Source organism: Microbulbifer sp. (assembly GCF_036563125.1).
GTDB lineage: Bacteria > Pseudomonadota > Gammaproteobacteria > Pseudomonadales > Cellvibrionaceae > Microbulbifer.
Window position 1 is genome coordinate 1 of the sequence record NZ_DATCMV010000135.1, and the last position, 26305, is coordinate 26305.

The 26305-nt window shown below is 57.6% G+C and carries 24 protein-coding genes; 10 read left to right on the forward strand and 14 right to left on the reverse strand.

The features are described 5' to 3' along the window. Window position 1 precedes the first annotated feature (1 nt). Together VIL80_RS11110 and VIL80_RS11115 are read left to right on the forward strand one after the other, a co-directional pair. A complete protein-coding gene (locus VIL80_RS11110; protein WP_332036180.1) occupies window positions 2-547 on the forward strand; it encodes a DUF2058 domain-containing protein in 546 nt (181 codons plus the stop codon). 19 nt (window positions 548-566) lie between these two features. Next, window positions 567-1127 carry a DUF1415 domain-containing protein gene (locus VIL80_RS11115; protein ID WP_332036181.1) on the forward strand — a complete coding sequence of 187 codons (561 nt, stop codon included), beginning with the start codon at window positions 567-569 and terminating at the stop codon, window positions 1125-1127. Window positions 1128-1180: 53 nt separating this feature from the next. Here VIL80_RS11115 and sulP (VIL80_RS11120) read toward each other — a convergent pair whose 3' ends face one another. Genes sulP (VIL80_RS11120) through VIL80_RS11130 form a run of 3 tightly spaced genes read right to left on the reverse strand, consistent with a single transcriptional unit; the run spans window position 1181 to window position 4301 of the window. After that, entirely contained in the window at window positions 1181-2941 is a 1761-nt protein-coding gene (gene sulP, locus VIL80_RS11120) for a SulP family inorganic anion transporter (protein WP_332036263.1), read from the reverse strand. A gap of 44 nt (window positions 2942-2985) precedes the next feature. Continuing rightward, window positions 2986-3393 carry a protein tyrosine phosphatase family protein gene (locus tag VIL80_RS11125; RefSeq protein ID WP_332036182.1) on the reverse strand — a complete coding sequence of 136 codons (408 nt, stop codon included), beginning with the start codon at window positions 3391-3393 and terminating at the stop codon, window positions 2986-2988. A 29-nt stretch (window positions 3394-3422) separates the two neighbouring features. Next, window positions 3423-4301, reverse strand: coding sequence for an MBL fold metallo-hydrolase (locus VIL80_RS11130; protein ID WP_332036183.1), 879 nt, complete (start codon window positions 4299-4301; stop codon window positions 3423-3425). A 104-nt stretch (window positions 4302-4405) separates the two neighbouring features. Here VIL80_RS11130 and VIL80_RS11135 point away from each other — a divergent pair, with 104 nt between their 5' ends. The 5 genes from VIL80_RS11135 (at window position 4406) to VIL80_RS11155 (ending at window position 9748) form a co-directional block, all read left to right on the forward strand. Beyond that, window positions 4406-4720, forward strand: a complete 315-nt coding sequence (locus tag VIL80_RS11135; protein WP_332036184.1) for an ArsR/SmtB family transcription factor — start codon at window positions 4406-4408, stop codon at window positions 4718-4720. Window positions 4721-4729: 9 nt separating this feature from the next. Further along, entirely contained in the window at window positions 4730-5164 is a 435-nt protein-coding gene (locus tag VIL80_RS11140) for a YeeE/YedE family protein (RefSeq protein ID WP_332036185.1), read from the forward strand. Between the two features lie 3 nt (window positions 5165-5167). Then, window positions 5168-5590, forward strand: coding sequence for a DUF6691 family protein (locus tag VIL80_RS11145; protein ID WP_332036186.1), 423 nt, complete (start codon window positions 5168-5170; stop codon window positions 5588-5590). 100 nt (window positions 5591-5690) lie between these two features. Further along, window positions 5691-7424, forward strand: coding sequence for a SulP family inorganic anion transporter (gene sulP / locus VIL80_RS11150; protein ID WP_332036187.1), 1734 nt, complete (start codon window positions 5691-5693; stop codon window positions 7422-7424). A 65-nt stretch (window positions 7425-7489) separates the two neighbouring features. Next, on the forward strand, window positions 7490-9748 hold the full coding sequence (locus tag VIL80_RS11155; protein WP_332036188.1) for an ATP-dependent helicase: 2259 nt from the start codon (window positions 7490-7492) through the stop codon (window positions 9746-9748). Between the two features lie 30 nt (window positions 9749-9778). Here VIL80_RS11155 and VIL80_RS11160 read toward each other — a convergent pair whose 3' ends face one another. The 7 genes from VIL80_RS11160 to VIL80_RS11190 all read right to left on the reverse strand — a co-directional run bounded on the left by VIL80_RS11160 (window position 9779) and on the right by VIL80_RS11190 (window position 17486). Beyond that, window positions 9779-10474, reverse strand: coding sequence for a DUF4919 domain-containing protein (locus tag VIL80_RS11160; protein WP_332036189.1), 696 nt, complete (start codon window positions 10472-10474; stop codon window positions 9779-9781). Then, window positions 10455-11726, reverse strand: a complete 1272-nt coding sequence (locus VIL80_RS11165) for a patatin-like phospholipase family protein (RefSeq protein ID WP_332036190.1) — start codon at window positions 11724-11726, stop codon at window positions 10455-10457. The genes VIL80_RS11160 and VIL80_RS11165 overlap by 20 nt, the downstream gene beginning before the upstream one ends. A 187-nt stretch (window positions 11727-11913) precedes the next feature. Continuing rightward, window positions 11914-12918: a YhdH/YhfP family quinone oxidoreductase gene (locus tag VIL80_RS11170; RefSeq protein WP_332036191.1), complete on the reverse strand. Its 1005-nt coding sequence runs from the start codon at window positions 12916-12918 to the stop codon at window positions 11914-11916. A 41-nt stretch (window positions 12919-12959) separates the two neighbouring features. Next, window positions 12960-14159, reverse strand: a complete 1200-nt coding sequence (sohB, locus tag VIL80_RS11175) for a protease SohB (RefSeq protein WP_332036192.1) — start codon at window positions 14157-14159, stop codon at window positions 12960-12962. Between the two features lie 44 nt (window positions 14160-14203). Next, window positions 14204-14854 (reverse strand): cation/multidrug efflux pump, encoded by a 651-nt coding sequence (locus VIL80_RS11180; protein WP_332036193.1) that lies wholly within the window; start codon window positions 14852-14854, stop codon window positions 14204-14206. 43 nt (window positions 14855-14897) lie between these two features. Beyond that, complete coding sequence (gene nudC / locus VIL80_RS11185) at window positions 14898-15707, reverse strand: NAD(+) diphosphatase (RefSeq protein WP_332036194.1); 810 nt, start codon at window positions 15705-15707, stop codon at window positions 14898-14900. A gap of 81 nt (window positions 15708-15788) precedes the next feature. Then, the gene (locus VIL80_RS11190) at window positions 15789-17486 is read right to left on the reverse strand and encodes a FimL-related protein (RefSeq protein ID WP_332036195.1); all 1698 of its coding nucleotides are present in this window, start codon (window positions 17484-17486) and stop codon (window positions 15789-15791) included. 345 nt (window positions 17487-17831) lie between these two features. Between VIL80_RS11190 and nhaB the strand changes: the two genes are divergently transcribed. After that, on the forward strand, window positions 17832-19364 hold the full coding sequence (nhaB, locus tag VIL80_RS11195) for a sodium/proton antiporter NhaB (protein WP_332036196.1): 1533 nt from the start codon (window positions 17832-17834) through the stop codon (window positions 19362-19364). Window positions 19365-19442: 78 nt separating this feature from the next. Here nhaB and dnaQ read toward each other — a convergent pair whose 3' ends face one another. From dnaQ to VIL80_RS11210, 3 genes are all read right to left on the reverse strand, one after another. Then, window positions 19443-20168: a DNA polymerase III subunit epsilon gene (gene dnaQ / locus VIL80_RS11200; protein WP_332036197.1), complete on the reverse strand. Its 726-nt coding sequence runs from the start codon at window positions 20166-20168 to the stop codon at window positions 19443-19445. 4 nt (window positions 20169-20172) lie between these two features. Continuing rightward, the gene (gene rnhA / locus VIL80_RS11205) at window positions 20173-20610 is read right to left on the reverse strand and encodes a ribonuclease HI (protein WP_332036198.1); all 438 of its coding nucleotides are present in this window, start codon (window positions 20608-20610) and stop codon (window positions 20173-20175) included. A 79-nt stretch (window positions 20611-20689) separates the two neighbouring features. Beyond that, window positions 20690-21493, reverse strand: a complete 804-nt coding sequence (locus VIL80_RS11210) for a class I SAM-dependent methyltransferase (protein ID WP_332036199.1) — start codon at window positions 21491-21493, stop codon at window positions 20690-20692. Between the two features lie 190 nt (window positions 21494-21683). Here VIL80_RS11210 and gloB point away from each other — a divergent pair, with 190 nt between their 5' ends. Then, on the forward strand, window positions 21684-22442 hold the full coding sequence (gloB, locus tag VIL80_RS11215; protein WP_332036200.1) for a hydroxyacylglutathione hydrolase: 759 nt from the start codon (window positions 21684-21686) through the stop codon (window positions 22440-22442). Between the two features lie 156 nt (window positions 22443-22598). Beyond that, on the forward strand, window positions 22599-24176 hold the full coding sequence (locus VIL80_RS11220; RefSeq protein WP_332036201.1) for a LysM peptidoglycan-binding domain-containing protein: 1578 nt from the start codon (window positions 22599-22601) through the stop codon (window positions 24174-24176). Between the two features lie 88 nt (window positions 24177-24264). On the opposite strand, the gene VIL80_RS11225 is transcribed toward VIL80_RS11220, so the two are convergent. Then, entirely contained in the window at window positions 24265-26154 is a 1890-nt protein-coding gene (locus VIL80_RS11225) for a SurA N-terminal domain-containing protein (protein ID WP_332036202.1), read from the reverse strand. Between the last annotated feature and the right edge of the window lie 151 nt (window positions 26155-26305).

Sequence of the window (26305 nt, forward strand, 5' to 3'; positions counted from 1 at the left end):
CATGGCATCACTACAGGACCAACTGCTGAAAGCAGGCCTGGTAGATGGCAAGAAAGCCAAGCAGATCAGCAAGGAAAAGCGCAAGCAGAATAAAGTGGCCAAGAAGTCAGGCGATGTGCAGGTGGATGAAACCAAGCTCGCCGCCGAACAGGCCCGCGCCGCAAAGATCGCCCGCGACCGCGAGCTGAATGCTCAGCGTGAGGCGGCGGCACAGCAGAAAGCCATTGCCGCCCAGATCAAACAGCTGATCGAGCGCAACAAACAGCCCAAGGGTGCCAACGGCCAGAGCGATATCGCCTACCACTTCACCTTCGACAAGAAAGTGAAAAAACTCTACGTCTCCGCCGCCGTGCAGGACCACCTGATTGCCGGGCGTCTGGTCATTGTTGGCGAGGGTGAACACTTCGAGCTGGTGCCGCGGGTAATCGCCGACAAGATCGCCGAGCGTAATCCGCAGATGGTGGTGCAGCCACCGGAGAAAGCCACGCCGGTGGACGAAGACGACCCCTACGCGGGCTACGAAATCCCCGACGACCTGATGTGGTAATCCCGCGGGCGGTGTTGCAATGACAGATTCTGATCCGGTAATCGCCCAGGTCGAGAAATGGCTGCAGGATGTGGTGGTGGGGCTCAACCTGTGCCCCTTCGCCCGCAAACCGCTGCGTGCGGGGCAAATCCGCTACGTAGTGAGCGATGCCGCCGGTGACAAGAGCAATGAAGTATTGCTGGAAGAACTGCTGCAGGAGTTCCAGGTACTGGATCGTTGCAGCGAAGAAGAAGTGGAAACCACCCTGCTGATTCTGCCCACGCAGCTGCGGGATTTTCACGACTACAACTACTTTCTCGACGATGCCGAATGGCTGTTGCAACGCCAGGGGTACGAGGGGGTTTACCAGATTGCCAGCTTCCACCCTCACTACCAGTTCGCGGGCACCAATCCCGAAGATGCAGAAAACCTGACCAACCGCGCTCCCTACCCCATCCTGCACCTGTTGCGGGAAGCAAGCCTGGAGCGCGGCCTTAAAAATTACCCGGATCCGGAAAGCATCCCCCACAACAATATATTGCGGGTGGAATCGCTGACTGAGGATGAGCTCAAGGCGTTGTTCCCCTACCTGTTTTCCTGACTTCCTGTTTTGCTGGCTTCACCGCCGCTACCAATCCGGTAACAGCGGTGGGATCAGGAATGGGCGCAGCCGGAAAAGTTTTCCCGCAATTCCGTAAACGCCTGGTACTGGGTAAAGAAAATCTTTCCGGAAATTTCCTCAAGGAAGCCACAGCGCTGCAGCGCATCCATCACCGGTCCTTTCACTTCGGAAAGATGTAGACAGATCCCGGCTTCTTTCAGCTGCTCGTTAATGGACTCCAGCGTCTCCAGCGCACTCCAGTCGATCTCATTGATGGCACTGCACATCAGAATCACGTGACGCAACTCCGGCGTGGCCGCCACATCGCGATATATACGCTCTTCCAGGAACGCGGCGTTGGAGAACATCAGGCTCTCGTCTACCCGAATGCTCAGAATCTGCGGCATCGTCAAAACCTGATGGCGCTCGACGTTGCGGAAGTGTTCGGTTCCCTCCACCAGCCCGACCTCGGCAATGTGCGGTTTGGAGGTGCGGTAGAGGAACAATACGATCGACGCCAGTACCCCACAGGTCACTCCGATCTCCACCCCGAACAACAGGGTGACGACGATGGTTACCAGCACCGCAAAGAAATCGCTCGGCGAGTAACGCCAGGTTTTCTTCAGGATGGAAAAATCCACCAGCGAGAGCACCGCAACGATAATTGTCGCCGCCAGTGTCGCCTTCGGCAGGTAGTAGAGAAACGGCGTCAGGAACATGGCCGCAAGCGCGATACCAATGGCAGTGAATACACTCGCCAGCTGTGTTTCCGCGCCGGCATCAAAGTTGACCACGGAGCGAGAGAATCCGCCGGTCACCGGAAATCCACCGGAGATACCCGAAGCGAGGTTGGCACTACCGAGACCAATCAATTCCTGGTTCATATCGATTTTCTGGCGGCGCTTGGCCCCCAGCGTCTTACCCACGGATACGGATTCGACGTAGCCAATGACCGAGATCATCACTGCCGGCAATGCCAGCTGCTCCACCAGAGACCAGCTGAAGTGTGGCCACTGCAACTGCGGCAGGCCACTGGGAATAGCACCGACCAGTTGCACGCCCTTCCCTTCCAGGTCGAGACCCGAAGCCAGCACGATGGTCGCCAGCACCCCCACAACCGGGGCGGCCTTCACGATAAGAGAGGCGGTGTCCTTCGGCAGGGAAAATCGCTGCAACAGTTTCACCGCACCGGAACGTGCCCACACCAGGAACAACACCACCGCCGTACCGAGCGCGAGGGTGATCGGATTCCAGCTCGCCAGATTTTGCGTCATTCCATGCATCAGCTCCGGCAGGCTCTCGCCACTGGCGGAGATACCCAGCAGGTGCTTGAGCTGACTGAAAGCAATCAGAATTCCGGAAGCCGTGATAAAGCCGGAAATAACCGGATGCGACAGGAAGTTGGCGAGAAAACCGAGGCGCAAAACACCGAGCAGCGCGAGAAAACCACCGGATAGCAGTGCCAGCACTGCGGCTGCCAGCAGATAGTCCTCAGTGCCCTGTGCAGCAACCTGTCCCAGTGCCGCCGCGCTCATCAGCGAGGCGACGGCCACCGGACCCACCGACAGCGTCCGACTACTGCCAAATACGGCGTAGGCAATCAGCGGTGCAATGCTCGCATACAGACCGACCTCTGCGGGCAGGCCCGCGAGCAACGCATAGGCGAGCGACTGCGGAATCAGCATTACCGTAACTACCACAGCGGCCAGTAGGTCCCGCCGCAGGGCCCCCCCGGTGTAGGATGGAAGCCATGATGAGATGGGAAGATACCGACGTATCAGCCCTCCCAGCGTTACGCCTGCATTGCCTGTCATCACCCGCTGTCTAGTCGCCACGTCTGTTTACCACCGCTTTTCGATCAATAGGTCACAAGTACACCGGAAATATCGTAACCAGCCTGCTGCGCCGCTGCCTGCAATTCGCCCTTGTCTGCGCCCTGAACACAGCGAGACGCTGCCCACAGGTTGCAGGAGCGATTACCGGTACGACAGAAGGCGTGAATGCGCTTGCCGCTATCCAGCAGTTCGGCAAATGCCTGACTGTGGGCGGGCTGCATCTGACCGCGGGAAAACGGTATCGCAGAAAACGCCATGCCGGCCTCAGCAGCAGCGGACGCAAGCTCTTCAAACGTCGCGAGATTTTCCGATTCATGCTCCGGGCGATTGCAAACCAGCACTTCCACTCCAGCATCGGCCAGCGCTTGAATTGCCCCGGGCGCCAGTTCTTCCGAAACACTTACCTGCGGATCCAGTATTTTGAATTCCATACTCACCTCACACCTAGTTGATCAGGGGTTCAAAGCTTATTGACCGGCACTTTCAGATACACGGTGCCGTTGTCTTCGGCAGGCGGCATCTGGCCCGCACGGATGTTGACCTGAATTGAGGGGATAATCAGGCGCGGCATCGCCAGCGTCGCATCGCGTTCGGTACGCATTTTTACGAACTGATCTTCGCTGATGTCATCTTTCAGGTGGATGTTGCTGCGCTTCTGCTCACCGACCGTGGTCTCGCACAGGTGCGGACGACTGCCATTTGGCGGGTAGTCGTGACACATGAACATGCGGGTCTCTTCCGGCAGCTCCAACAGCCTGCGTACGGAACGGTAGAGGGAACGGGCATCACCGCCGGGGAAGTCGCAGCGCGCACTGCCCACATCCGGCAGAAACAGGGTATCGCCCACAAACAAGGCATCACCGATCAGCCACGCCATATCCGCGGGCGTGTGTCCGGGTACATAGATAACGCGACCTTCGAGATCACCAATATTGAATGTCTCTTCTTCCGAAAACAGGTGATCGAACTGGGAACCATCCACCAGGAATTCTTTTTCCAGGTTGAACACACTGCGGAAGATACCCTGGACCTGGGTAATGTGGTCACCAATGGCGATCTTGCCACCCAGCTGCTCGCGTATGAACGGTGCCGCCGACAGATGATCCGCGTGGGCGTGGGTTTCAAGTACCCACTCGACCGTGAGGTCTTTTTCCCGCACAAAGGCGACGATTTTTTCCGCACCGCCCGTGGACGTGCGCCCGGAAGCCTGATCGAAATCCAGCACAGGGTCGATTACGGCGGCACTGCCACCTTCACGGTCGTAGACAACGTAGCTCCAGGTTTCTGTCATCTCATCCAGAAACGGCTGAACTTGAGGGAAAACTTTGGTCTGGCTCATGGAAAACTTCCCGTAGGCATTAGATCTGCAAACAATATACTTGCTGATATTATATCTTTCAATATATTATTTTCACACAGAGTGATAGACCCACGGATCAGTCCATGCCCGAGACAACCGACATCAGCCTCGACAAGATGCGCGCTTCTGCCGGTGGCGCTTCCCTAATGCTGCGCTCACTGGGAAACCCGGATCGACTGCTGCTGCTTTGCCTGCTTGGCCAGGAAGAGTTGTGCGTCAGCGACCTGGAGGAGCGACTGGATATTCGCCAACCCAGCCTGTCGCAACAGCTGGGCGTACTCCGCCGGGAGGGACTTGTGGCCACCCGCAAGGAGGGCAAACGGGTCTACTATCGGGTAGCTGACCCGAAGGTTCTAACTCTGTTACAAACGCTCTATCAACTTTATTGCGCGGAGTAAGCTGCCACCATGACGATCGACTGGAATGCTTTTACCCCCTTTACCGCCCTCGGTGGTGGTGTGCTTATCGGCCTGGCAAGCGCCTGGCTGATTCTTATGAATGGCAGAATTGCTGGGATCTCCGGGATCCTCGGAGGCCTTTTTGACTGGACCAAGGGCGACCGCGGCTGGCGACTGGCATTCACTCTGGGTTTGCTGGCAGGACCGGCAATCTGGGGTCTGTTCCACGCCCTGCCCAGTATCGAAATTCACGCGAGTACGCCAATGCTGGTCGCTGCCGGGCTAATGGTGGGCGTTGGCACCCGCTACGCGGCCGGCTGCACCAGCGGTCACGGTGTCTGCGGCCTGTCGCGCCTGTCACCGCGCTCTCTCGCCGCCACACTGACATTTATGGGCGGCGGCTTCGCCACCGTGTACGTCATCCGCCACCTGCTGGGAGCCTGATCCATGAGCAAGTACTCGATTTCTGCTTTTATTGCCGGCCTGATTTTCAGTTTTGGATTGCTGCTTTCGGGCATGGCCAACCCGGAAAAGGTTCTGGGCTTTCTCGACCTGTTCGGCGCCTGGGACCCCTCCCTGGCACTGGTGATGGGCGGCGCCATCGCTGTGGGATTACCGCTGTTTACCGTCGCCAAGAAACGCGCGACTTCGGTGCTCGGCACGCCAATTCAGCTACCTGCCAAACGGGATATTGACCGCCGCCTGATTCTCGGCAGCCTGGCGTTCGGCATTGGCTGGGGACTGGCGGGCTTCTGCCCGGGCCCCGGTATCGTTGCTGCGGGCGCGCTAAAGTCCGGTGCGATCGTGTTTGCCCTGTCCATGATTGGCGGCATGTGGGTTTTTCACTTGCTTGAAAAGCGCAAAGCCTGATTCGTTGAGGACGGCCATCCTGTAACTGCGCTGGCGCCCTGTGGGCGCCAGCGGCTATCCTGTTGGAATCCTATTGCCTCCGGTTTCCAATGACGCTGCGATGCGGGTAAACAAACTCATACCCAACTGGCTGAAAAATTATCGCCGCCAGAACCTGCCCGCCGATCTTACCGCCGCCCTGGTATCCGGCATGTTGCTGGTTCCCCAGGGGCTCGCCTATGCCCTGCTCGCAGGCCTCCCGCCACACATCGGCCTGTACGCCAGCCTGCTCCCCCTGATCGCCTACGCCATCTTTGGCAGCAGCAGCGCCATGTCCGTCGGCCCCGCAGCGGTATTGTCGCTGATGACACTTTCTGCGCTGTCATCTCATGCTGCAGTGGGCAGCGCGGAATATGTGTCCGCAGCCATCATACTCACCCTGCTGAGTGGCCTGTTTCTGTTTGTTATGGGGCTACTCAAGCTCGGCACCCTTTCCAACCTGCTCAGCCATCCAGTGATCAGCGGCTTTGTTTCCGGCGCCGCCGCGCTGATCATTGTCGGCCAGCTCCCCGCCCTCCTCGGGATCAAGGCGGATGGCGACACCGCATCCATCAAATTACTGCACGTGATCCAGCATTTGCCCGAGGCACACCTGCCCACCATGCTGTTTGGCGTTGTCACCGCCGCATTGCTCGTCGCCAGCAGGATCTGGCTGCCCATGCTGCTGTTCCGCCTCGGTGCGCCAAAGCAGATCGCGCGACTGGGGGCGAGACTGATGCCGATGTTTCTGGTGCTCTGCGCGATCGCGCTGGTGCACCAGCTGGGGCTGGCAGACAAACTGGATATCGTGGGTGACATCCCCGCAGGCCTGCCGGAGATCACTGTCCCCGACTTTAACTGGAACATGATCTATCGCCTGATGCTGCCGGCGCTGATTATTTCGTTACTCGGCTTTGTCGAAAGCCTGTCCATCGCACAGGCGCTCGCCACGCGCAGAGGGGAACGCCTGAATGCCGATGGCGAGCTGCTGGGGCTCGGGGCTGCCAATATCGCCAGTGCCTTCTCCGGTGGCCTTCCGGTGGCCGGCAGCTTCTCGCGCACGGCAGTCAATGCCGAGGCCGGTGCGGCATCCCCGCTGGCGGGCGTGCTCTCCGCGCTGCTCATGATCCCGATACTGCTGTTTTTCACCGGCGTATTCAGCGAACTGCCACTAACGGTGCTGGCAGCCATTATCATCGTTGCCGCCGCCGGGCTGTTTGACTTCGCCGGCTTCATCCACAATTGGCGCTACGACCGCACCGACGGTCTGGCCATGCTGTTCACCTTCCTGGGCGTATTACTATTCGGCGTAGAGGTAGGGATTGCGCTCGGCATCGGCCTCTCTTTTGCCACATTGATCTGGCGCAGCAGTCGGCCACATATCGCCGTGGTCGGGCGGGTGCCGGGTACCGAACATTTTCGCAACGTGTTGCGCCACGACGTAGAGACGCAGAAGGAGCTGCTGTTCCTGCGTATCGACGAGAGCCTGTTTTTCAGCAACATCAGCGCGGTGGAAGACCGGCTGCTGAGCGAGCTGAAAAGACATCCGGATACACGTCACCTGATACTCATCCTCTCCTCCGTGAGCCGTATCGACGGCACAGCGCTGGAGCGACTTCAGCAGATCAACAAGGATCTGAAGAGTCGCGACATCCACCTGCATCTTTCGGAGGTAAAAGGCCCGGTCCTCGACCGCCTTAGCCGTTCCAAGCTACTGGAACACCTCACGGGAAGGATCTTCCTGTCGTCCTACATCGCAGAGCTCGCCTTGCAAAAAGACAGCGAACAGCCACCCCCTGCCGAAGCCGCCACATAACTGCTGTACCCCCGCGGCACATACTGGCAATATATCCAGTATTTTTCCAGTAGTGCAGAGTTTCCATGTCAGGCGAAGAACCCAACCTCACGGAAGAGCAGCGAGCCATAGCCAATCACCCCGGTGGTCATGCAAAAATCATCGCGGTCGCCGGCTCCGGAAAAACCACCGCACTTCTGCATTACATCCAGAATCGATTGCAGGCGGGTTCGGACCCCCAACGCATGCTGGTACTGATGTACAACCGCAGTGCGCGCGACGACTTCCACAATCGTCTGCAAAAACTTCGCGGCCAGCACCCTATTCCCGCGGTCCAGACCTTCCACAGCCTCGGCTACCGGCTCTACCAGCGCATGATCGCCCGCCGGCATATTTCTCCGGCCAATCTCACCCCGCTGCCGCAATCCGTAATACAGCTGCAAATCTGGAAATCCATTGAGGTCTGCGCCCCACCTGCGGAACTCGAGGATATTCGCGCGCGCAAGCAATCTGAAACCGAGGCCGCGGAATTTTTTATCGATTACGCCAAAACCATACTCTCCGGTGATCTGAGCGCATTCCAGCAGCTCAAGCTCGGCGACGAGTACATGTATTTCCTCAAGGTGTTCCGCCACTTTGAAGACTGGCGACGCAAGCAGAGTGCAGTCACCTATGCCGACCTGATTTACGATCCCGCCATCATTTTCAGCTTGCAACCGGAAATTGCCGAAGAGTATGGCAGTTTTTACCAGGACATCCTGGTCGACGAATATCAGGACATCAACGAAATCCAGCATTTCCTGCTGCGCACGATTTACGGCAAATCCGGCAACGTGATTGCCATCGGCGACCCGGACCAGACCATTTACGAATGGCGCGGCTCGCGCCCCGAGTATCTGCTGCGTTATTTCGACGGTGACTTCCCGCCATCCAATGTGTACCAGCTGAGCCACACATTTCGCTATGGCCACAGCCTGTCGCTCGCCGCCAATCATTTCATTCACAACAACCGCGAGCGCGCGGATATTTTCTGTGTATCCGGCAACCCCCACGCGGACACCCAGCTGCATCAGGTGGCCACCGCAAACGAAGGCAAGTGGCTGGTGGAACACGTGCGCCGTTGCCGGCAACAGGGAAAGTCGCTGCGGGAAATCGCCGTACTGGTACGACTCTGGTCAATGGCCGCCCCACTCGAACTGGCACTACTGGCCAACAACATCCCCTACCGTTCCGGCAACCGCAACACGGTATTGTCGAGAAGAGAACTGCGACCACTGTTCTGGAGCCTGAACATCGCTGCCGGGCGCTTTGCCGAGCAGCCGCCCAAGCGGCGCAGCCAGGGTCTCTATGAATGGCTCACCACTCCACATATCCGCATTCCCCGCGCAACGCTGGAGCCGCTGTGCGACAAGCTAGGCCAGTACGAAAAGGACTGGGGCAAAAAACTGCTCAAGCTTATTCCGGAGTCCCTGAGCCAACCCCAGAGCAAACGACTGCGGCAGCGGGCAGAACTGTTACAGCAGATGGAAAAATGGCGCGGCCAGGGCGGCGAACTGGTGCGCCGGCAACTGGGTGAACTGGACTACCTGGGTGGAATCGGTGAAGACGCGTTCAACCGTCAGCAGGCGGAAGAAAAACAACAGACGATACTGGCGTTCTGCCAATACCTCGATCAACTGCGACTGCCACCAAAGGAAACTCTGGCGCACCTGCAGCAGCTGCAGCAACAGCACCAGAGTGCCGACAACCGGAGTGATGAAGCCCCTGCGGATGCCATCCAGATTACCACCATGCATCAGGCCAAGGGGCTGGAGTGGGACCAGGTCATCATTCCCTCACTCACAGTACACAACATGCCGTACCAGCCGCAGCGGGATTTCTCTACACCGGCTTCCACCGAGAGTGAACGTCGCCTGATGTACGTAGCGATGACACGTGCGAAAAAGCAGCTCTATCTGCTGACACCGGAAGTCACTGCAGACAGTGGACAACAGAAAACCACCAGTGTGGATCCGGACCAGAAACCTTCACTGTTCCTGGACGAGATGCACCTGTCACTCAGCAACCTGTTGGGGGATGTACTGCGGGAAAGGCCGGACAATATTACCACCCAGATTCCCATTACCCGGCTGGCACTGCGTTATCTAGCCGCGTGCGATTACAACCCGGATATCAACGCGCCCCGTGCCGCGCAGCGAAAACCGCAACTGGGAGAGAGCGTACGCCACCAGAAACTGGGCTACGGCCGGGTGATCAAGTGGGAGGATTCGCGGGTGGAAATACTGTTCAGCGATCGCCAGACGCGCCGCTTCGAGTGGGAAAAACTCGCCCAGTTTTTGATGTAACGATAAACCTTCGCAGCATCTGGAGGAGTCTCACTCCTCCTCTTCCCCGCCACTTGCGAACTGCTGGCTCACGTTGAAAAACAGCGGATACTCTTCACCGGACTCCGGATCGCGTACCTGCATCTTGTCGTAGATGCCCTGCTTGTCGTACACGATGGATTGATCGAGTACTTGTAGCCCCTTGAGACGAACGAAGCCGCGCAATTCGGACGTACTGATGGTCTGGAACGCGCTGGCCTGGGTTTTGCCATCGCCACTGTTTTCGATGGAGGTCATCAGGCCCTCCACCATGTAGCGATGCAGGTCTTCGCGGTCAAAATCCCCGGCCTGGCCACTGCAAACCACACCGATCATATGGGCTTCCAAGCTCATATAGTTGTAGTCGAGCACCTTGTCCACGTTGCGCAGGCAAGTATCAAATTCCGCCTGCTCGACGGCGCTGTAGGCCTCCGGCAAACCCGCCAGCTTTACGCCGCCGTAGGGATTGTATTCCGGTGATGCCACGTAGGCACGGCGCAGCCGATCAAAATCCAGGGTAAAACTCAGTTGGTAGGCCTCTTCCAACAGCTGCCGATACTCGCTCTGGCTCTGCTGACGCAAGACGGTGTCGCCCTCAAGCTTACTCTGGCTGCCACAGGCCGCCAGTGTCAGCGACAGGCCCAATCCGAGAGCGCGCACAGAAATCAGTCGCGCTAAAAACGTACGTTCAGGAAGGAGAATTGCCATTGCTTGCTTCCGTAGCGGGTTTGACCCGGATTCCAAAAATATTTTTCGGCTGAGTTTCCACCAGTTGTGTGCGCGGGCGCAGGAACTCGCTTAATTTGTCGCGCTCCCACATTGCGTCCTGGTAACCCAACTCCATCAATTCGTCGATATAGGGTTTCTCAAACAGCAAGTAACTCGCCGCAGACGCCCCGCCACCGGACGTCGTGGCACCGGTGGAGCGAAACAACCAGCGCAGCGCGGGCGGCAGGAAACGCACCTTGCGCCCGGCAATCCGGTCCAGACTCTGGCTCGGTTCGATCACCGCCGATTCCACTGCGCGTAAGGGCGCCAGCTCTGCCAGCGCCTTCTGGTCGACGGATTCCAGTAATAGATTGACCCGTTCCAGATGTTCAAGATCCCCTTCGAGACTGTCGATAAATGCGGCGTTAAAGAGCTGACCGCCAATCTGCGCCAGCGATGGCGAGTGCTTCGCCACCTTGCGCCGCTTGCCCCAGTGCACTGGAGAACGATTGTCGGATACACCGACCACAAATACGCGGCTCGCGCCCAGGTGCAATGCCGGGCTGATCGGCGCCAGCTGACGCACTGCGCCATCGCCGAAATAATCGTCCCCGAGTTTCACCGCCGGAAACAGGGTGGGAATTGCCGCCGATGCCATCAGGTGATCCACCGTTAGCCGGGTCCGTTCGCCACAGCGGCGGAAGCGACGCCACTCTTTCAGCTCATCACTGCCCTGGAAAAAGCTGACGGACTCACCCTGGTGGTAGGACATGGCGTTAACACTAACCGCCCGCAGTCGGCCCTCATCAATATTGCGCTGAATATTGGCAAAGGGAATCACCTCGTTCACCAGCTCCCGCAGCGGATCGTTATCCAATAACGCCAGCGCCTTTTTACGTGCCACACCGTGGGTGAACAGGGAGCGCGTGATGGTGAGGATATTTCCCGCCAGGCTGGTCCAGTTACTGCGATAAATCCGATCGACGGTCAGCCCCATCCACAGATCATAAAGCCGTGCCACCGCCTCCTTGAAGGTACCGGGATGGCTCGCGAGCAACAACGCATTAACAGCACCGGCGGAAGTGCCACAGATGATTTTGAAAGGATTGGGTTCGGCATCTGGCGCGAGTTCCGCCAGTGCTTTCAAAACACCCACCTGATAGGCCGCACGGGCACCGCCTCCGGATAGCACCAGCGCACCGGCATCGTGACCATGATGGGTATATGAAGGGGGCGGGATATGTACCGACAAAGTTTGCTACCAGATCGACAATAAGAGGGACAATTTTTCAGCTTCAAACCGATTCAGGTCAATCTGTCCCGTCTGCACGTTATTCTCACCATTTAGCATAGCAGCTGAGCTTAGCAGTCGAGCCGCACCGGCGGCACATTGACACCGGCAAGATGGGTGCTGGCGCACAGTTCTGACCAAATTAGTATCATCTGGTCATGTCCACGACATAGCGCCCGATACCGTGCCCACGGTGCAGACGCGCAAGGAATTCCGGTGCCTGCTCAAGCGAGATATCTTCCGCAATCTTTTCCAGCTGTTCACCGATATACCAGGGGCCCGCCAACTTTTCCCAAACTTCAGCTTTCTTGCGCAGTGGTAGTTCAACACTGTCGACACCCAGCAGGCTGATTCCACGCAGAATGAACGGGAACACATTGGCCTGAAACTGGGCGCCAGAGGCCATGCCACAGGCGGCAACACCGCCGCCATATTTGAGGCATTTAATGACGTTGAATAGGGTTTCCCCACCCACGCTATCCACGGCCCACGCCCACAGCGGCTTGGCGATGGCCTTGCTGGCAAACGGTGCCAGCGTCTCACGGTCCAGCACCTTCCAGGCCCCGAGCCCGGTGAGAAACTCCGCCGACTCGAGTTTGCCGGTCACCGCCGCAACGCGAAATCCAAGTTTGGCCAGCAGAGCTACGGTAATTGAGCCCACACCACCGGTGGCCCCGGTAACGAGCACCTCTCCATCTTCCGGTTTGGCCCCCGCTTCGAGTAATTTTTCCACACACAGGGCGGCGGTCATTCCGGCAGTACCGAGCACCATCGCCTCCCGCAGCGTGAGCCCCTCCGGCAGTGGTGTGACCCATTCCGCTGGCACCGCAATGCGCTCCGCCAAGCCACCGGCTGTGTTCATACCCAGATCGTAACCGGTCACCAGCACTTTCTGGCCCGGAGTGAAAGTGCCACTGGCGTCCGCAATTACGCTACCGGCGGCGTCGATACCGGGTGTGTGGGGGTATTCGCGGGTAACCGCGCGGTTGCCAAAGGCCGACAGTGCGTCCTTGTAATTCAGCGATGAATGGGACACCGCTATTGTCACCGGGTTTGCCGGCAAATCCTGCATTGGCCGAACAACGATCGCCTGATCGTATTTTCCCGCGGCCACTTCCTCCACCCACATTGCGCGAAAGGTATTGTCAGCCATAGCGCTTCCTTGACACGTTATTGTCATTGCTCAAATGCGCCCTACTGGGCCTGGTGACGCCAGGCCGCGAGACGGGAAAACAGCCGCGCGAGGGCACCCTCGATCCCGGACTGGGCAGCAAAGCCAATTTTCTTGGCGATATTTTGCCGCTCCTTGTATTCCACCTGATACAGGTCCGCATTGCGCGCACGCGACGTGAGATATTCGTCTGACGTTTTGAGCTCGTCCACCAGCGCCAGGTCCAGTGCGCGCTGACCAAACCAAACTTCTCCCGTAGCTACCTTCGCAACATCCAGCTGTGGGCGATACTCGGACACGAAGTGCTGGAACAGCGTGTGGATCTCATCGAGATCGCTTTGGAATTTTTCTTTTCCTTCCGGGGTGTTCTCACCAAACATCGTTACGGTGCGCTTGTACTCACCAGCGGTAAACAGTTCGAAATCCACATCATTCCGCTGCAGCAGGCGATGGAAATTCGGCAGCTGCGCGACTACGCCAATGGAGCCGAGCATGGCAAATGGCGCGGCAAGAATACGGTCCGCCACACAGGCCATCATATAGCCGCCGCTGGCCGCCACCTTGTCTACCACAACAGTCAGTTGCACACCGGCACTGCGCACTCGCGCCAACTGGCTCGCGGCGAGGCCATAGTTCGCCACCATACCGCCAGGACTTTCAAGGCACACCACCACCTCATCCTTGGGCTCCGCCACCTGCAGAATTGCGGTAATTTCCTCGCGCAGATTGGTGAGCGCACTGGCCTTTATATCGCCATCAAAATGCACCACAAACAGTCTTTTACGGGTATCGCTTTCGTCCGTAGAAATTAGCTCAGCGCCCTGGTTTTCAGCGCCGGCTTCGGCATCCGCCTCGGCCTGATCGGGCACCTTGACTTCGCGCGAATCGCTACCCGCGGTTTCGCCGTGCTTTTTCTTGCCCGCCTTGGCCTCGGCTTTCAGTTCTGCCTTGCGTTTTTTTGCCTGCGCCTTTGCCTCGGCCTTCTTGTCTTTTTCCTGCTGCTTTCGGCGGTGGTTGTAATCGGCGTCGTCCATCACCGCTTCGAGCAGGGTTTCTTTCATATCGTCATAGCGGTCATTTAGCCGACTCACAGCGATATGTCCGGGCTGACGGTCTCGATGGTGGGCCCGGTTGGCCACAATAATGCCGAGCACAACCAGCAGAGCCACCACGATGGTGACCACCTTGGCCAGAAACAATCCGTACTCACTGAGAAATTCCACTCAACCCCCAAATTCTGATGGATATTTTTGTACTTACCGGCGAACTAACGCCATTCATTCAGTGCCGACTCAGCCTGCTGATTCAGCGGGCGCGCAAGCAGTCCGGTGTGGCTGATGCGCACTTCATATACCGCGCCATCCTGCATTGGCAGGAAGGTTGCGCTGCCGTAAACGGCATCCACCAGCGCCATACTGTTGTCCATGCGCCGCAGTAGGCTCCACACGTCCACGCCGTGCTCGCTCTCGTCCAGTGCGTGAACCGAACGCTCCTTGCTGCGCTCGTCCTGCAGCGTCAGGTAGCGGCCACTAATGCGGTCCAGGCGATAGGCCGGTTCGATGCCCCAGCGCGCCAGCGCGCCTTTCCACTTCAGCATCCGCGCGTCCAGCTGCCACTGGTCGCCGTAGAGTTCAAACTCCTGGGAGATTCCATCTTCGTCGGCAAACTTGACCATGAAATGCTGATCACCGAGGCGCTCAAAAGACACAGTACCCACACTGTGTTCATTGGCCAGATTGCGGTAGCTATAGACATCCAGTCCAACCAGAACGATCAGCAACGCCCCGGCCAAAAATAGCAAACCAACAGTGCCGCGGAGAAACCCCAGCAGCCAGTTGCCTTTTAGCAGGACCTTGCCGCCCCAGAACACCAGCAGCAACGCGATAAATGCAATAACAAAGGTAATGGCGATATACATTTTTATGGCCTCAGATTTGAGTGGGCGCGACCTGGCTCTGCGCTCACTCCATCCCGATGAATGTTCTTATCAGTTGACCAGACAGGGTTTCCGCCGGCGGTATCGCCTCGGGAACCTGGCCGCGATGAAACCAGCGAGCTTCCATGATTTCTTCCCGATCTGGAGTCAGGATACCGCCGTAAGCTTCCGCCAGATACCCGATCATTAATTGGCCGGGGAATGGCCACGACTGGGTGCCCACATAGCGGATATTGCCCACCTCGAGCCCAACCTCCTCATGCACCTCGCGGGCCACTGCCTGCTCGGCATTTTCCCCCGGTTCGATAAAACCGGCCAGCGCGGTATACAGGGAATGGCGGTGATGGGTGTGGCGCGCCAGCAGGCATTCGTCACCCCGGGTGACCAGCATAATGACACAGGGAGAAATACGCGGATATACCGCGAGATTACAGGAATTACAGACCCGCGCGCGATCCTGCGGATGGTATTCGGTGTGCAATCCACAGCGTCCGCAATACTGGTGATCAAGATCCCAGTTGACCACCTGCATGGCGCGACCGATGAGATAAAACAGCGGCTCGTCCACCACCCCGAGCAGACTGCGCAGGCCGCGCCACTCGCACCCGGGAAGATCAACGCGAATTGGCAAATGGTGAACACCGCAGGGCTTGCCCGCCCACTCACCCAGATAATGGCTGGCCAACTGGGCATCACACGCTCCAGCTTGCCAGAGCGGCAGGGCCTGGTGGAGTGGCCCCTCGCTGGTGCACAGAATTTCGCCATGCGATACGACGATATGCCAGTGGAACAGCGGCTGCGGCAGCACCCGTGCGGCGGGAGTGAAATCTGTCATAGGACTAATTTACAGACCATGTATTGCGAACCTTGAGCCGCTCCCGGAGAAGCGCCCCCAAGACTGCACCAAGGAGCGACCTCAGGCAACCTCGACGGGATAACCCAGGGCTTCCAGGCTCTCTACCGCGAGATCCAGGGATTTCATGTCCGCCTGGCGATGCATTTTCACCTCACCCAGATAGTACTCAAGGCTGATGATCGCGTCCGCGAAGATTTCCAGCGACTGCTCCACCGCCGGTGCGACGGTTTTCTGGTCAATCACGGCATCAACGAAATCCACCAAGCGCTCCATCACGGCCGCCGCGCGGCTGAGACTCAGCACGACCAGACCACCGCGCACACTGTTCAACGTGGTGGAAACATTACGGATATGACCGTGGTCAAACCCTGAATCCGCATAGGCGGCCAGTGCGCGCTTGATCAATGAAAGCCCGGCTTCAGCCTCCTTCAACACCGCGAGTTCCGCCTCTGCCAGCTGGCTGCGCTCCAGCACAATGTCGGCGTGGCCGGATTCATCCAGCTCGATGGTCGCGGTCTGGCGCAGCGCGCGAATGGTACTGTCGACAGCAAGAATCTGGTTGGTCAGCTGCTGCAGTGCATTGTCTGCAGCGCGACCACCGGCCGCGGCACAAGTCTGGTAGGCGCTCAGAGAACCGTTCAGATTCTCGCCAATACGGCGGAAATTGAGCAGAATCAGGGTATTTGCAACTCGGCGCAGGGTTTCTACCAGGCCACCCTCTTCGCCCAAACCACTGACACCAATGACTTCGGCATCATCGAGCATACGACGCACCCCGGAGAGCTCTTCATCCAGCGCATTGGCCACTGCCGCAATGGCAGTGGCACCGGGTCCGCCGAGGCTAGAGCGATCGCGCTCGAGCTCAGGCTCACGGTAAGAAAGCGGACGCACCCCAAAAACCTGCAACAGCTTTTCGCCCTGCCCGGATGGGCCGGCCAAAGCCAACCAGTAAAGGCACTCTTTCACCAATACCGGGGGAGCAGGCTGATCCAGCGCCGCGTCGCCATCGCGGCAGATATTACGCAAGCGACGATCCAGCATACTGAAAACCATTACCCGCTGGCGGTTGACCAGCATCTCGCGGCTGGCCATTGCGCCGATGGCAGCGCCGGCAACGGACCACAACTTGCCATTTGGGCGACCGGCACAAACACTGGCGATACGCTGAATTGCCCGCGCCATCATGGTATAGGCCGGCGCCCGCGGTTTACCCTTCAGCAGCGCCAGCAACCCCACCTGGTACATATGACGGAAACGGCAAACGAAGCTTTTGAGATCCTCCGACATAACCGCAGACGACACGACTCCCGGTACCGTGGCATCGAGCCGACAGCGAAGGAAGTGGCTTTCCGGCACCGGGGCCTGGGCACGGGCAAGACGAAGGTTATTGATATAGGGCACCAAAAGTTCCGGGCGAGCAGTGCCACGGTTCTGAACGAAATCCAGATAACGAGTCAGCACATAGAAGGCGGCACCCACGCCTTCTAGCAATTCCATAGGCGATTGTTGGCGGTCCTGTAACAGATCCGTCATCGCGGTGAGCATTTCCTGAGCCAGTAATTCCGCCGCATTCAGCTGCACCATTTGCAGCACTCCGGAGACTTGGCGCAGCGCCTGGATACACTGCTCCAGTGACTGTTTGTTGCGATGATCAGCGGCGAACTGGTCCAGGTAGCCGGTGGCTCCCTCAATACTCGCGACCAATTCTTCCTTGACCAGACTGATGGATGTCAGGTTGATTTCGCGCAATTCACTCATTGCCAGCACCACTGCAATTGTCTTTATAGTTTTACCGGCCCGGGCGGATGGAGAGGCTCCGCGCTACCAGACACGACACAATTTTCACAAATTGAACTTCCGATCCCGACGGCACCTGCCCTATGGCATAGCGTCGGCCCCCTGATTACAGGGCAATTTATACCAAACCGTACAAGAGTCCACCTTTAAACCTTCAATTTCCACCGAACAATCGACAAAACGCTTCCTCAACCCATCGAACTGGTAAAACCAATTGAATTTTCCTTCGGAAGTGGGTAGGTTTTCGATCGACCTCCCAGCAGTATCGGGACGGGTTCACAGAGATCTAAGGAAGTTGTTAAAAAAATGAACGCTCTCAATGACTCGATGCCCCGGGCTGGCGGTGGACTGAGCCGCGCCTTCAGCGATAATTTTCTCGGCGAGGCACCGGACTGGTACAAGCTGACCATTGCCGTATTTCTGATTATCAATCCAATTCTGCTGCACACCACCTCCCCGTTCATTACCGGTTGGGTGCTGATCGGAGAGTTCATCTTCACCCTGGCGATGGCACTGAAGTGCTACCCACTACAGCCGGGCGGGTTGCTGGCCATTGAGGCGGTCCTGCTGGGCATGACCAGCAGTGACTCTGTGTTTCGTGAAGTCACCGACAATATTCAGGTCATCCTGCTGTTGATGTTCATGGTTGCCGGCATCTACTTCATGAAGAGCCTGCTGCTATATGTGTTTACCAAACTGCTGATTAGTGTGCGCTCAAAAACAACGCTATCGCTGCTTTTCTGTGGTGTATCTGCGGTTCTCTCGGCATTTCTCGACGCATTGACCGTAACCGCGGTCTTGATCAGTGTGGCCGTAGGCTTTTACGCGGTGTACCACAAGGTCGCCTCCAATCGCCAGGCGCAGCAGGATCACGATCACTCCCACGATGATGAAGTGGTCGAATACCACCGCTCAGATCTCGACCAGTTTCGCGCATTCCTGCGCAGCCTCATCATGCACGGCGCCGTGGGCACAGCACTCGGGGGGGTCTGCACCCTGGTGGGAGAGCCACAAAACCTGCTGATTGCGGAAAAGGCTGGCTGGGACTTCGCGCATTTCTTTATCAATATGGCCCCTGTGACCATGCCCGCCTTTGCCGCCGGACTGATCACCTGCATATTGCTGGAGAAAGCAAAAATGTTCGGTTACGGAGCACAATTGCCCACTGCCGTCCGCGAAGTACTGGCAAACTTTGCCAGTGAACAGGAACAGAAACGCACCCAGCGGGATGTTGTAGAGCTCTGGATTCAGGGAATCGTGGCCGTGATTCTGGTGCTGTCACTCGCCTTTCACGTGGCGGAAGTGGGCATCATTGGCCTTATGGTCATTGTCCTGCTGACCGCTTTCAACGGCGTGATCCAGGAAGCGCGTATCGGTCACGCCTTCGAAGAGGCACTGCCATTTACTGCGCTGCTGGTGGTATTTTTTGCCATTGTTGCCGTGATTCACGAGCAACACCTGTTTGAACCCGTTACCCATTTCGTACTGAGCCTGGAACCGGAACAGCAACCGGGCATGCTGTTCCTGGCTAACGGCATTCTTTCCATGATCAGTGACAATGTGTTCGTTGCCACCGTGTACATCAATGAAGTCAAGACAGCACTAACCGCAGGCGACATCACCCGCGAACACTTCGATAAACTGGCCGTCGCAATCAACACCGGCACCAATCTGCCGAGCGTAGCGACCCCCAATGGACAGGCGGCGTTTCTGTTTCTATTGACGTCCGCACTGGCACCGCTGATTCGCCTATCCTACGGTCGCATGGTAATGATGGCCGCACCCTACACCGTAGTACTGACGATAGTTGCATTGGTGTGTGTGGTTTATGCGCTCTAGAGTGAGATCACAGACCACATAAAGACAAAAGGGGCCAATGGCCCCTTTTGTCTTTATGTGGTTTTTTCCTGGCGCGGATCACCAGAAATGCTTGCCCGCGGACTTTTCCAACAACCCGAGAAACTGCTCGTGCGCCCCCAGCTCTTCTGCATTCGCGCGCACCACGGCAAGCGGCGCCCTATCCGCACTCAAGCGACGAATCGCACCGGCATCCAATTGCTGTGTTTGCTTATCTTCCTTCTGGTCACCGCCATTGTCCGCCCCAGCCAGCGCCAGATCCGTCTGGCCGCCGGTCATTATCAGATAAACATCGGCGAGGATTTCGGCATCGAGCAGTGCCCCGTGCAGGTCCCGCTGTGAGTTGTCGACAAAATAGCGCTTACACAACGCGTCCAGGTTGTTTTTCTGCCCCGGGTGCTTCTCCCGCGCCAGCGCCAGTGTATCCAGCACACCGCAGTGCGCAGCCACACTCTGCCAGCGGGGATTACCCAGACGCTTTAGCTCAGCATTGATAAACCCAACGTCGAACGGCGCATTGTGTATCACCAGCTCTGCGCCGTCACAAAACGCCATGAATTCATCGGCAATCTGGGCAAAGACCGGCTTGTCGACGAGAAATTCGTTGGTAATACCGTGCACTTCGATGGCCCCGTCGTCCACCTGACGCTCGGGGTTGATGTACTGATGGTAGTGGCGCCCGGTGAGCTTGCGATTGACCAGCTCTACGCAGCCAATTTCGATAATCCGGTGACCGGACTTGGGATCCAGGCCCGTTGTTTCGGTATCCAGAACGATCTGACGCATGTGATTATCCCCCCAGCTGATCAATTCCGCGGTTCGCAAGCGCGTCCGCACGTTCGTTTCCCGGATCACCGGCATGGCCCTTAACCCAATGCCAGCGCACCTCGTGATGGCCGATCGCGGCATCCAGTTCCTGCCATAGGTCGGCATTTTTCACTGGTTTTTTGTTTGCCGTTTTCCAGCCGTTACGCTTCCAGTTATTGATCCAGCCGGTGATACCCTGGCGCACATACTGGGAATCAGTGTGCAAATCTACCTCGCAGCGCTGGTTAAGCGCACTCAGCGCCTTGATCGCGGCCAGGAGCTCCATACGATTATTGGTGGTGAGGGCTTCCCCTCCGTACAGTTCTTTTTCGGCAGTGCCACTCATCAGCAGTGCGCCCCACCCTCCCGGGCCGGGATTTCCACGGCAGGCGCCATCGGTATATATGGTAACGTGTTTCAAACCGGGCTCTTTTTGTTGGACTCGCTGTTCGGCCCATGGCCGAACTCAAATTCTGGTCTGCGCAGCCGCATATTCGCGGCTAACGCTTTTGGTGACGATCTCTGGCGGCAACCCGAGGACTGCTGGGTACGGCCCGCAAGGCAGGCTTTTTCTCCCCGCGCCAGTCAATTTTGATGGTGCGCATTCGAGCGACTTCTTTGCGCGCGACTATGATGTAAAACCCACCCCACGGCAAGTGGCAGCGGCTCCCCATCCTCTCCATCCACACCGTTCTGGCCAGCAAGTCAGGCTGCTGTAGTGGCAGACGAAAGAAGCCGCGTTCCACAGGTCCAGCCTGTAGATCGAGCAGGTTCATCCAGTCTTCAATCCGTGCCGCACGCAACTGATTACCACGCTGATAGGGACTGGAAGAACGAAAAATCCGCGAAAGACCCAGCAATGAAAAGGGATTAAATCCGATCAACACCATATGACCGCCGGGTATCATCACCCGCGCTGCCTCCCGCAGCACCTGATGGGGATGGGGTGAGAAATCCAGCAGATGATGCAGGATTACCACATCGATAGACTCCGAGGGCAGCGGCAGCTGCTCGAACTCTACCAGCGCCGCGCCACCACCACCCTCGCAAGGACTCAAACGGAACCGGTGATTGATCCTGCTGCACGCCGCGAAATCCACCTGCTTCGCCACGCTGGCCTGCATCAGGTGATAACCGAACAACCCCTCTACCAACGGCTGGGCAAGCGCCAACTGCTGGGTCAGGATTTCCTGCCCCAGCCCCGACTGAAACCATGCACTCAAATCTGGACAGGACTCCGCCAGCGGTGGGAGCACACTATCCCTACGCGAAAACAGGGTTTTTCGATCCGAACTCCACCCCATCTGCCACTCCTTTAACTGTTGGATAATCGTCGGATTTTTTACATTGCTCCCAGACGCCCAACACCGTGCCGCTACGACTGCACTTTGCTGAATCAACAGTCGGCCTGTGTCTGCCGACATGTGTTAACGTTGCCGGAACTGCCTCTATCAAGCATCTCGGGAAACACACCTAGGTTAGCGGGGACCGCCAATGATCACAATCCGCCCGATTCCGGCGTTCAATGACAACTATATCTGGCATCTTCAGTCCGAAGATCAACACTGGGTAGTCGACCCGGGCGATGCAGAGCCGGTATTCAAGGCTCTGGGAAACAACAAACTGGCGGGAATTCTGCTGACGCACCATCATCCGGACCATACCGGTGGCGTTCCAGCCCTGGTTCAAGCGTATCACTGCCCGGTTTATGGACCGGCGACCATTGCTCAGGTTACCCACCCGCTGACCGATGGCGACCAGCTGTCCCTGATGGATCACCAGTGGGATGTACTGGCGGTACCAGGACACACTCTCGACCATATCGCACTGGTACTGCACACCGATGAAGGGCGGCATCTGTTCTGTGGGGACACCCTGTTTGCCGCGGGTTGTGGCCGCCTGTTCGAGGGCACTCCCGAGCAAATGTTCCAGTCCCTTACCCGGCTCGCCAACATGCCTGCGGACACACGGGTCTACTGCGCCCATGAATACACCCTATCCAATCTGAAATTCGCGCTGGCCGCGGAACCGGGGAACCCGGAGCTAGAAGCACGCCAGGTATCCGCGAGCCGGATGCGCGCCGAGAACCGCCCCACCCTACCCTCCACCATCGCTATCGAGCGCGCCACCAACCCGTTTTTGCGCACCGAATCCCCGGTGATACGGGCTCAGGTCAACAGCCGGGGAGCCTCAACAAATGCAACTCCTGTCGAAATTTTCGCCACTTTACGCCGTTGGAAGGACACTTTTTGAGCAAGTTGCATTGACCGGAACCAAAGTCTCTCTTTAGAATCAGACCACTACAAACCTGAGCTCAAGCGTATTACTCGAATATAGAGGCGACAGGCGTCCGCACCGGGCACCGCCATGCTTAGAGCAACAAGATAACGACAAACTGCGGACACCAGAATGGTTTATAAGAAATTAGCCGCTGCGATCCTCGCAGCGACTGTGGGGGCCTGTGCGCAAATAGATTCCGCGCCACAAGCTACAGACACCGCTACCCAAATCGACCCCAACAGCAGCACCGCGAAAGCCGCAAAAGTGCGCAGCATCAGCGAGAACATACTCGACACCTCTGAGGCTGCACTTCCGCCAACGGACATATGGCAGAGACTGCGCCAGGGGTTCACCCTCGACAGACAACTGCAGCGCCCCAAAGTCCGGGAATACGTCAACTACTTCTCCACCAACCAAGGCTACATGGCCAAGGTTACCGAACGCTCCCGCCGCTACATCTTCCACGTCGCGGAACAACTGGAACAGGCCAATATTCCAATGGAATTTGCCCTGTTGCCCATTGTAGAGAGCGCTTACGACCCCTTCGCCTACTCGCACGCCCAGGCTTCCGGTATGTGGCAGTTCATACCGGCAACAGGCCGCTCCTTTGGCCTCAATCAAAACTGGTGGTACGACGGGCGCCGGGATGTGGTTGAATCAACCCGCGCCGCCTCAGAATACTTCAACTATCTGGCAGCCAAGTTTGACGGCGACTGGCTGCTGGTGCTCGCCGCCTACAATGCCGGTGAGGGCACCGTGAGACGGGCCATCGAGCGCAATCAGCGCAACGGCAAAGGCACCAGCTTCTGGGACCTCAAATTACCGCGAGAAACTCGCCGTTACGTTCCGCAACTGCTGGCGCTGGCTGAAATCGTATCCTCTCCCGAGCACTACCAGGTACCGCTGCACGAGGTGGGTAACAGCCCGTACTATACGGCCGTAAACGTCGGCAGCCAGATCGACCTGGCCCAAGCCGCGGAGTTGGCCGGAGTGGAAATTGAGGAGCTGTACCTGCTCAACCCCGGCTATAGCCGCTGGGCGACCGACCCCGATGGCGACCACCGACTGCTGATCCCGAGCGACAAAAGCGCACACTTCCTCGAGGCACTCGACAAGCTGCCGACCGATCAGCGGGTTACCTGGCAGCGCTATCGGGTTGCGCGCGGAGACACCCTTTCCGTGATCGCCCGACGCTATGAAACCACCGTTGCCGCGATACAGCAGACCAACAAGCTGCGCAACAGTGGCATCCGCGCCGGTCAGACCCTGTTGATCCCCAGTGCATCGGGACCCGGTACGCAGTACGCCTACTCCATTGACCAGCGGGTTCAGCGCCGCCAATCCTCCGGAAACGGCCAGAAAACCAACTACACCGTACGCCCGGGAGATACCCTCTGGGGAATTGCCCGCTCCATGAACGTCAAGGTGAGAGAGCTCGCCAGTTGGAACAATATGGCTGCAGGTGACACCCTGCGCCCGGGACAGACTCTGGTCGCCTACAGCGATAGCAGCAACAGCGACACCCAGAGCCGTACTACCCGCAAGGTTTCCTACAAGGTGCGTAGCGGCGACTCCCTCTACCGTATCGCCCGCAAGTTCAGCATTGACATCAGCGATATCGTTCGCTGGAACAAGCTCAGCAAGAACGGTTATCTGCAACCCGGACAGCGTCTGACACTGTTCGTGGACACAACTGCCAGCGGCTGAACCCCAAACCCCAGGCATAAAAAAACCGGCGAATATCGCCGGTTTTTTTATGCCTGGGGTTCAGGGGGCGCCAACCCCCTGACTCTCATTACTCGCCGCCTGAAATTTCTATATCAGCCTTGCTAGCGAGATACTTCTGCACTGCAGCCAACTCAGATTCACCCTGCATGGAAGCCAGCTGCTGCAACAACGCGTCCCGCTGCTCCTTGCTCTGGCGAGAAAGGTCGCCCGGACGTACCGCACGCAATTGTGCAACCACCACATCGCCACTCGCCAGCTTGAAGTGCGCCAGATTCTTGGCACCGGCTTTCGGTGCACCCATTGCAAACACCTGGTCAACCACCTCAGCGCGTGCACCGAAGCCGCCACGGCGGGTGTTGTCACTGGTTTCCAGAGTCAACCCCTCAGCGCTGGCCACATCGGATAGGGCCTTACCGGAGCGCGCCTGCTGTTCGATGGACTCTGCCTTACTCGCCAGCTGCTCACCCGCCTTTTGACGCTTCAGCAATTCGGCGATTTCCACTTTCACTTCGTCCAGCGGTTTCACACCCGCGGGCTTGTGCTCAACGACCTTGAGTACTAGCGAGTGGTTGTCCGAGAGATTGAGTACATCAGAGGTATTGCCATCCTCCATCACCTCGGGAGAGAAGGCAGCCGCGATCACCTTGCCATCTGCGGTAATTCCTGCACCACCCTGACGGGAGAACAATGCGGATTTCTGCACGGATACACCCAGTTCTTCCGCCGGCTCTGCCAGCGATGGCGCGTTGTAGGCAAGATCGCCGAGACGACTTATCGCATCTACAAATTCACGCTCTGCCTCTGCACTGCGCAGACGAGCGGCAATGGCAGCCTGGCGCTCCTCAAACGTCGGCGGCTCGGCATCTGCAACTTCAATCAACTTGATGAAGTGTGTACCGTCGTCGGTTTTCACCGGACCGGAAACCTGGCCAACCTCCAAGTTCGCCAACGCATCTTCGAATGACTCAGGGAACACATCGCCACTGGTAAAGCCCAGGTCACCACCCTCCTCGCGGGAAATGATGTCATCGGAGTACTCTTTTGCCAGCGCCGCGAAATCGCCGCTTTCGTTGAGCTTGCCCTGAACTTCTGCAATTTTCTTCTGCGCCGCTTCGTCATCACCCTCGATCAGGATGTGTGCGGCATGACGACGGATGTTCGCCTGAAAGTTTTTCACTTCCTGATCGTACTGGGCACGCACATCTTCGTCAGCAATATCAATATTGCCGGCGAACAGCTCGGGCGTCAGTTCGATATATTCGATGGCTACCTGCTCGGGACGCTGGAAGTCCTGCTGGTGCTCGTCGTAATACGACTGGATCTCTTCATCAGCGACCTGGATATTCTCCAGGAGCGGTGCAGCAGAAAGAGTCACGTAATCGAAGTCGCGCTCCTCCATGGAAACTGCAACCACCTTTTCGGCACCGGTGCGGGTCGCAAACGCGCTGTCAGAAATACTGCCCGCGAACTGCTGCATGACCATTTCCTGCTCCAGCAGCTGACGGAAACCGGCAGGGCTGTATCCCATGCGACGCAGTCCGTCGCGGAACATCTGCTGATCGAACTGTCCATTCACCTGAAAACCAGGCATCTGTACGATTTCTTTATCAACAGCAACAGTACTCATCACCATGCCACTTTTCAGAGCCGCTTGGCGCATCACCGCAGAACTGACCAACTGCTGCAGTACCGGGCCGCGGAGCTGCTCGTCGGTCAACAGGTCAGCGGGTACACTTTCGCCGTACTGGCTTTCAATCATATTGCGGCGATTCTGGATCGCTCTCAGCAGATCCTGATTGGAAATTTTTTCGCCATTTACTTCGGCCGCCTTGTTGGCCGAATCACCACCGGCGCCGGTGAAAAAATCAATTCCACCGATAACCATAATAAATCCGAACAGCGCTGCAACGATAACGGCAGCCGTTCCTTTCAGGTTGTCACGCATGGACTGAAGCATATTCAGCTCCGAATTTAACTCTTATCTGTACACAATTGGATCACTGTTTATTGTTATTCCAACGAGCGGCTCCCCGGGCAAACAGTACCGAAACGGCTGCCTCCGGAAGATTTATCTTGCTCGCTGAATCCGGCCTAAATCCGTGGATCCA

What these genes read in the sequence shown, in the direction of transcription:
- VIL80_RS11110 (WP_332036180.1), top strand. Translation starts at nt 2, where the DNA reads ATGGCATCACTACAGGACCAACTGCTGAAAGCAGGCCTGGTAGATGGC.
- VIL80_RS11115 (WP_332036181.1), top strand. Translation starts at nt 567, where the DNA reads ATGACAGATTCTGATCCGGTAATCGCCCAGGTCGAGAAATGGCTGCAG.
- sulP (WP_332036263.1), bottom strand. Translation starts at nt 2,941, where the DNA reads ATGACAGGCAATGCAGGCGTAACGCTGGGAGGGCTGATACGTCGGTAT.
- VIL80_RS11125 (WP_332036182.1), bottom strand. Translation starts at nt 3,393, where the DNA reads ATGGAATTCAAAATACTGGATCCGCAGGTAAGTGTTTCGGAAGAACTG.
- VIL80_RS11130 (WP_332036183.1), bottom strand. Translation starts at nt 4,301, where the DNA reads ATGAGCCAGACCAAAGTTTTCCCTCAAGTTCAGCCGTTTCTGGATGAG.
- VIL80_RS11135 (WP_332036184.1), top strand. Translation starts at nt 4,406, where the DNA reads ATGCCCGAGACAACCGACATCAGCCTCGACAAGATGCGCGCTTCTGCC.
- VIL80_RS11140 (WP_332036185.1), top strand. Translation starts at nt 4,730, where the DNA reads ATGACGATCGACTGGAATGCTTTTACCCCCTTTACCGCCCTCGGTGGT.
- VIL80_RS11145 (WP_332036186.1), top strand. Translation starts at nt 5,168, where the DNA reads ATGAGCAAGTACTCGATTTCTGCTTTTATTGCCGGCCTGATTTTCAGT.
- sulP (WP_332036187.1), top strand. Translation starts at nt 5,691, where the DNA reads ATGCGGGTAAACAAACTCATACCCAACTGGCTGAAAAATTATCGCCGC.
- VIL80_RS11155 (WP_332036188.1), top strand. Translation starts at nt 7,490, where the DNA reads ATGTCAGGCGAAGAACCCAACCTCACGGAAGAGCAGCGAGCCATAGCC.
- VIL80_RS11160 (WP_332036189.1), bottom strand. Translation starts at nt 10,474, where the DNA reads ATGGCAATTCTCCTTCCTGAACGTACGTTTTTAGCGCGACTGATTTCT.
- VIL80_RS11170 (WP_332036191.1), bottom strand. Translation starts at nt 12,918, where the DNA reads ATGGCTGACAATACCTTTCGCGCAATGTGGGTGGAGGAAGTGGCCGCG.
- VIL80_RS11180 (WP_332036193.1), bottom strand. Translation starts at nt 14,854, where the DNA reads ATGTATATCGCCATTACCTTTGTTATTGCATTTATCGCGTTGCTGCTG.
- nudC (WP_332036194.1), bottom strand. Translation starts at nt 15,707, where the DNA reads ATGACAGATTTCACTCCCGCCGCACGGGTGCTGCCGCAGCCGCTGTTC.
- VIL80_RS11190 (WP_332036195.1), bottom strand. Translation starts at nt 17,486, where the DNA reads ATGAGTGAATTGCGCGAAATCAACCTGACATCCATCAGTCTGGTCAAG.
- nhaB (WP_332036196.1), top strand. Translation starts at nt 17,832, where the DNA reads ATGAACGCTCTCAATGACTCGATGCCCCGGGCTGGCGGTGGACTGAGC.
- dnaQ (WP_332036197.1), bottom strand. Translation starts at nt 20,168, where the DNA reads ATGCGTCAGATCGTTCTGGATACCGAAACAACGGGCCTGGATCCCAAG.
- VIL80_RS11210 (WP_332036199.1), bottom strand. Translation starts at nt 21,493, where the DNA reads ATGGGGTGGAGTTCGGATCGAAAAACCCTGTTTTCGCGTAGGGATAGT.
- gloB (WP_332036200.1), top strand. Translation starts at nt 21,684, where the DNA reads ATGATCACAATCCGCCCGATTCCGGCGTTCAATGACAACTATATCTGG.
- VIL80_RS11220 (WP_332036201.1), top strand. Translation starts at nt 22,599, where the DNA reads ATGGTTTATAAGAAATTAGCCGCTGCGATCCTCGCAGCGACTGTGGGG.
- VIL80_RS11225 (WP_332036202.1), bottom strand. Translation starts at nt 26,154, where the DNA reads ATGCTTCAGTCCATGCGTGACAACCTGAAAGGAACGGCTGCCGTTATC.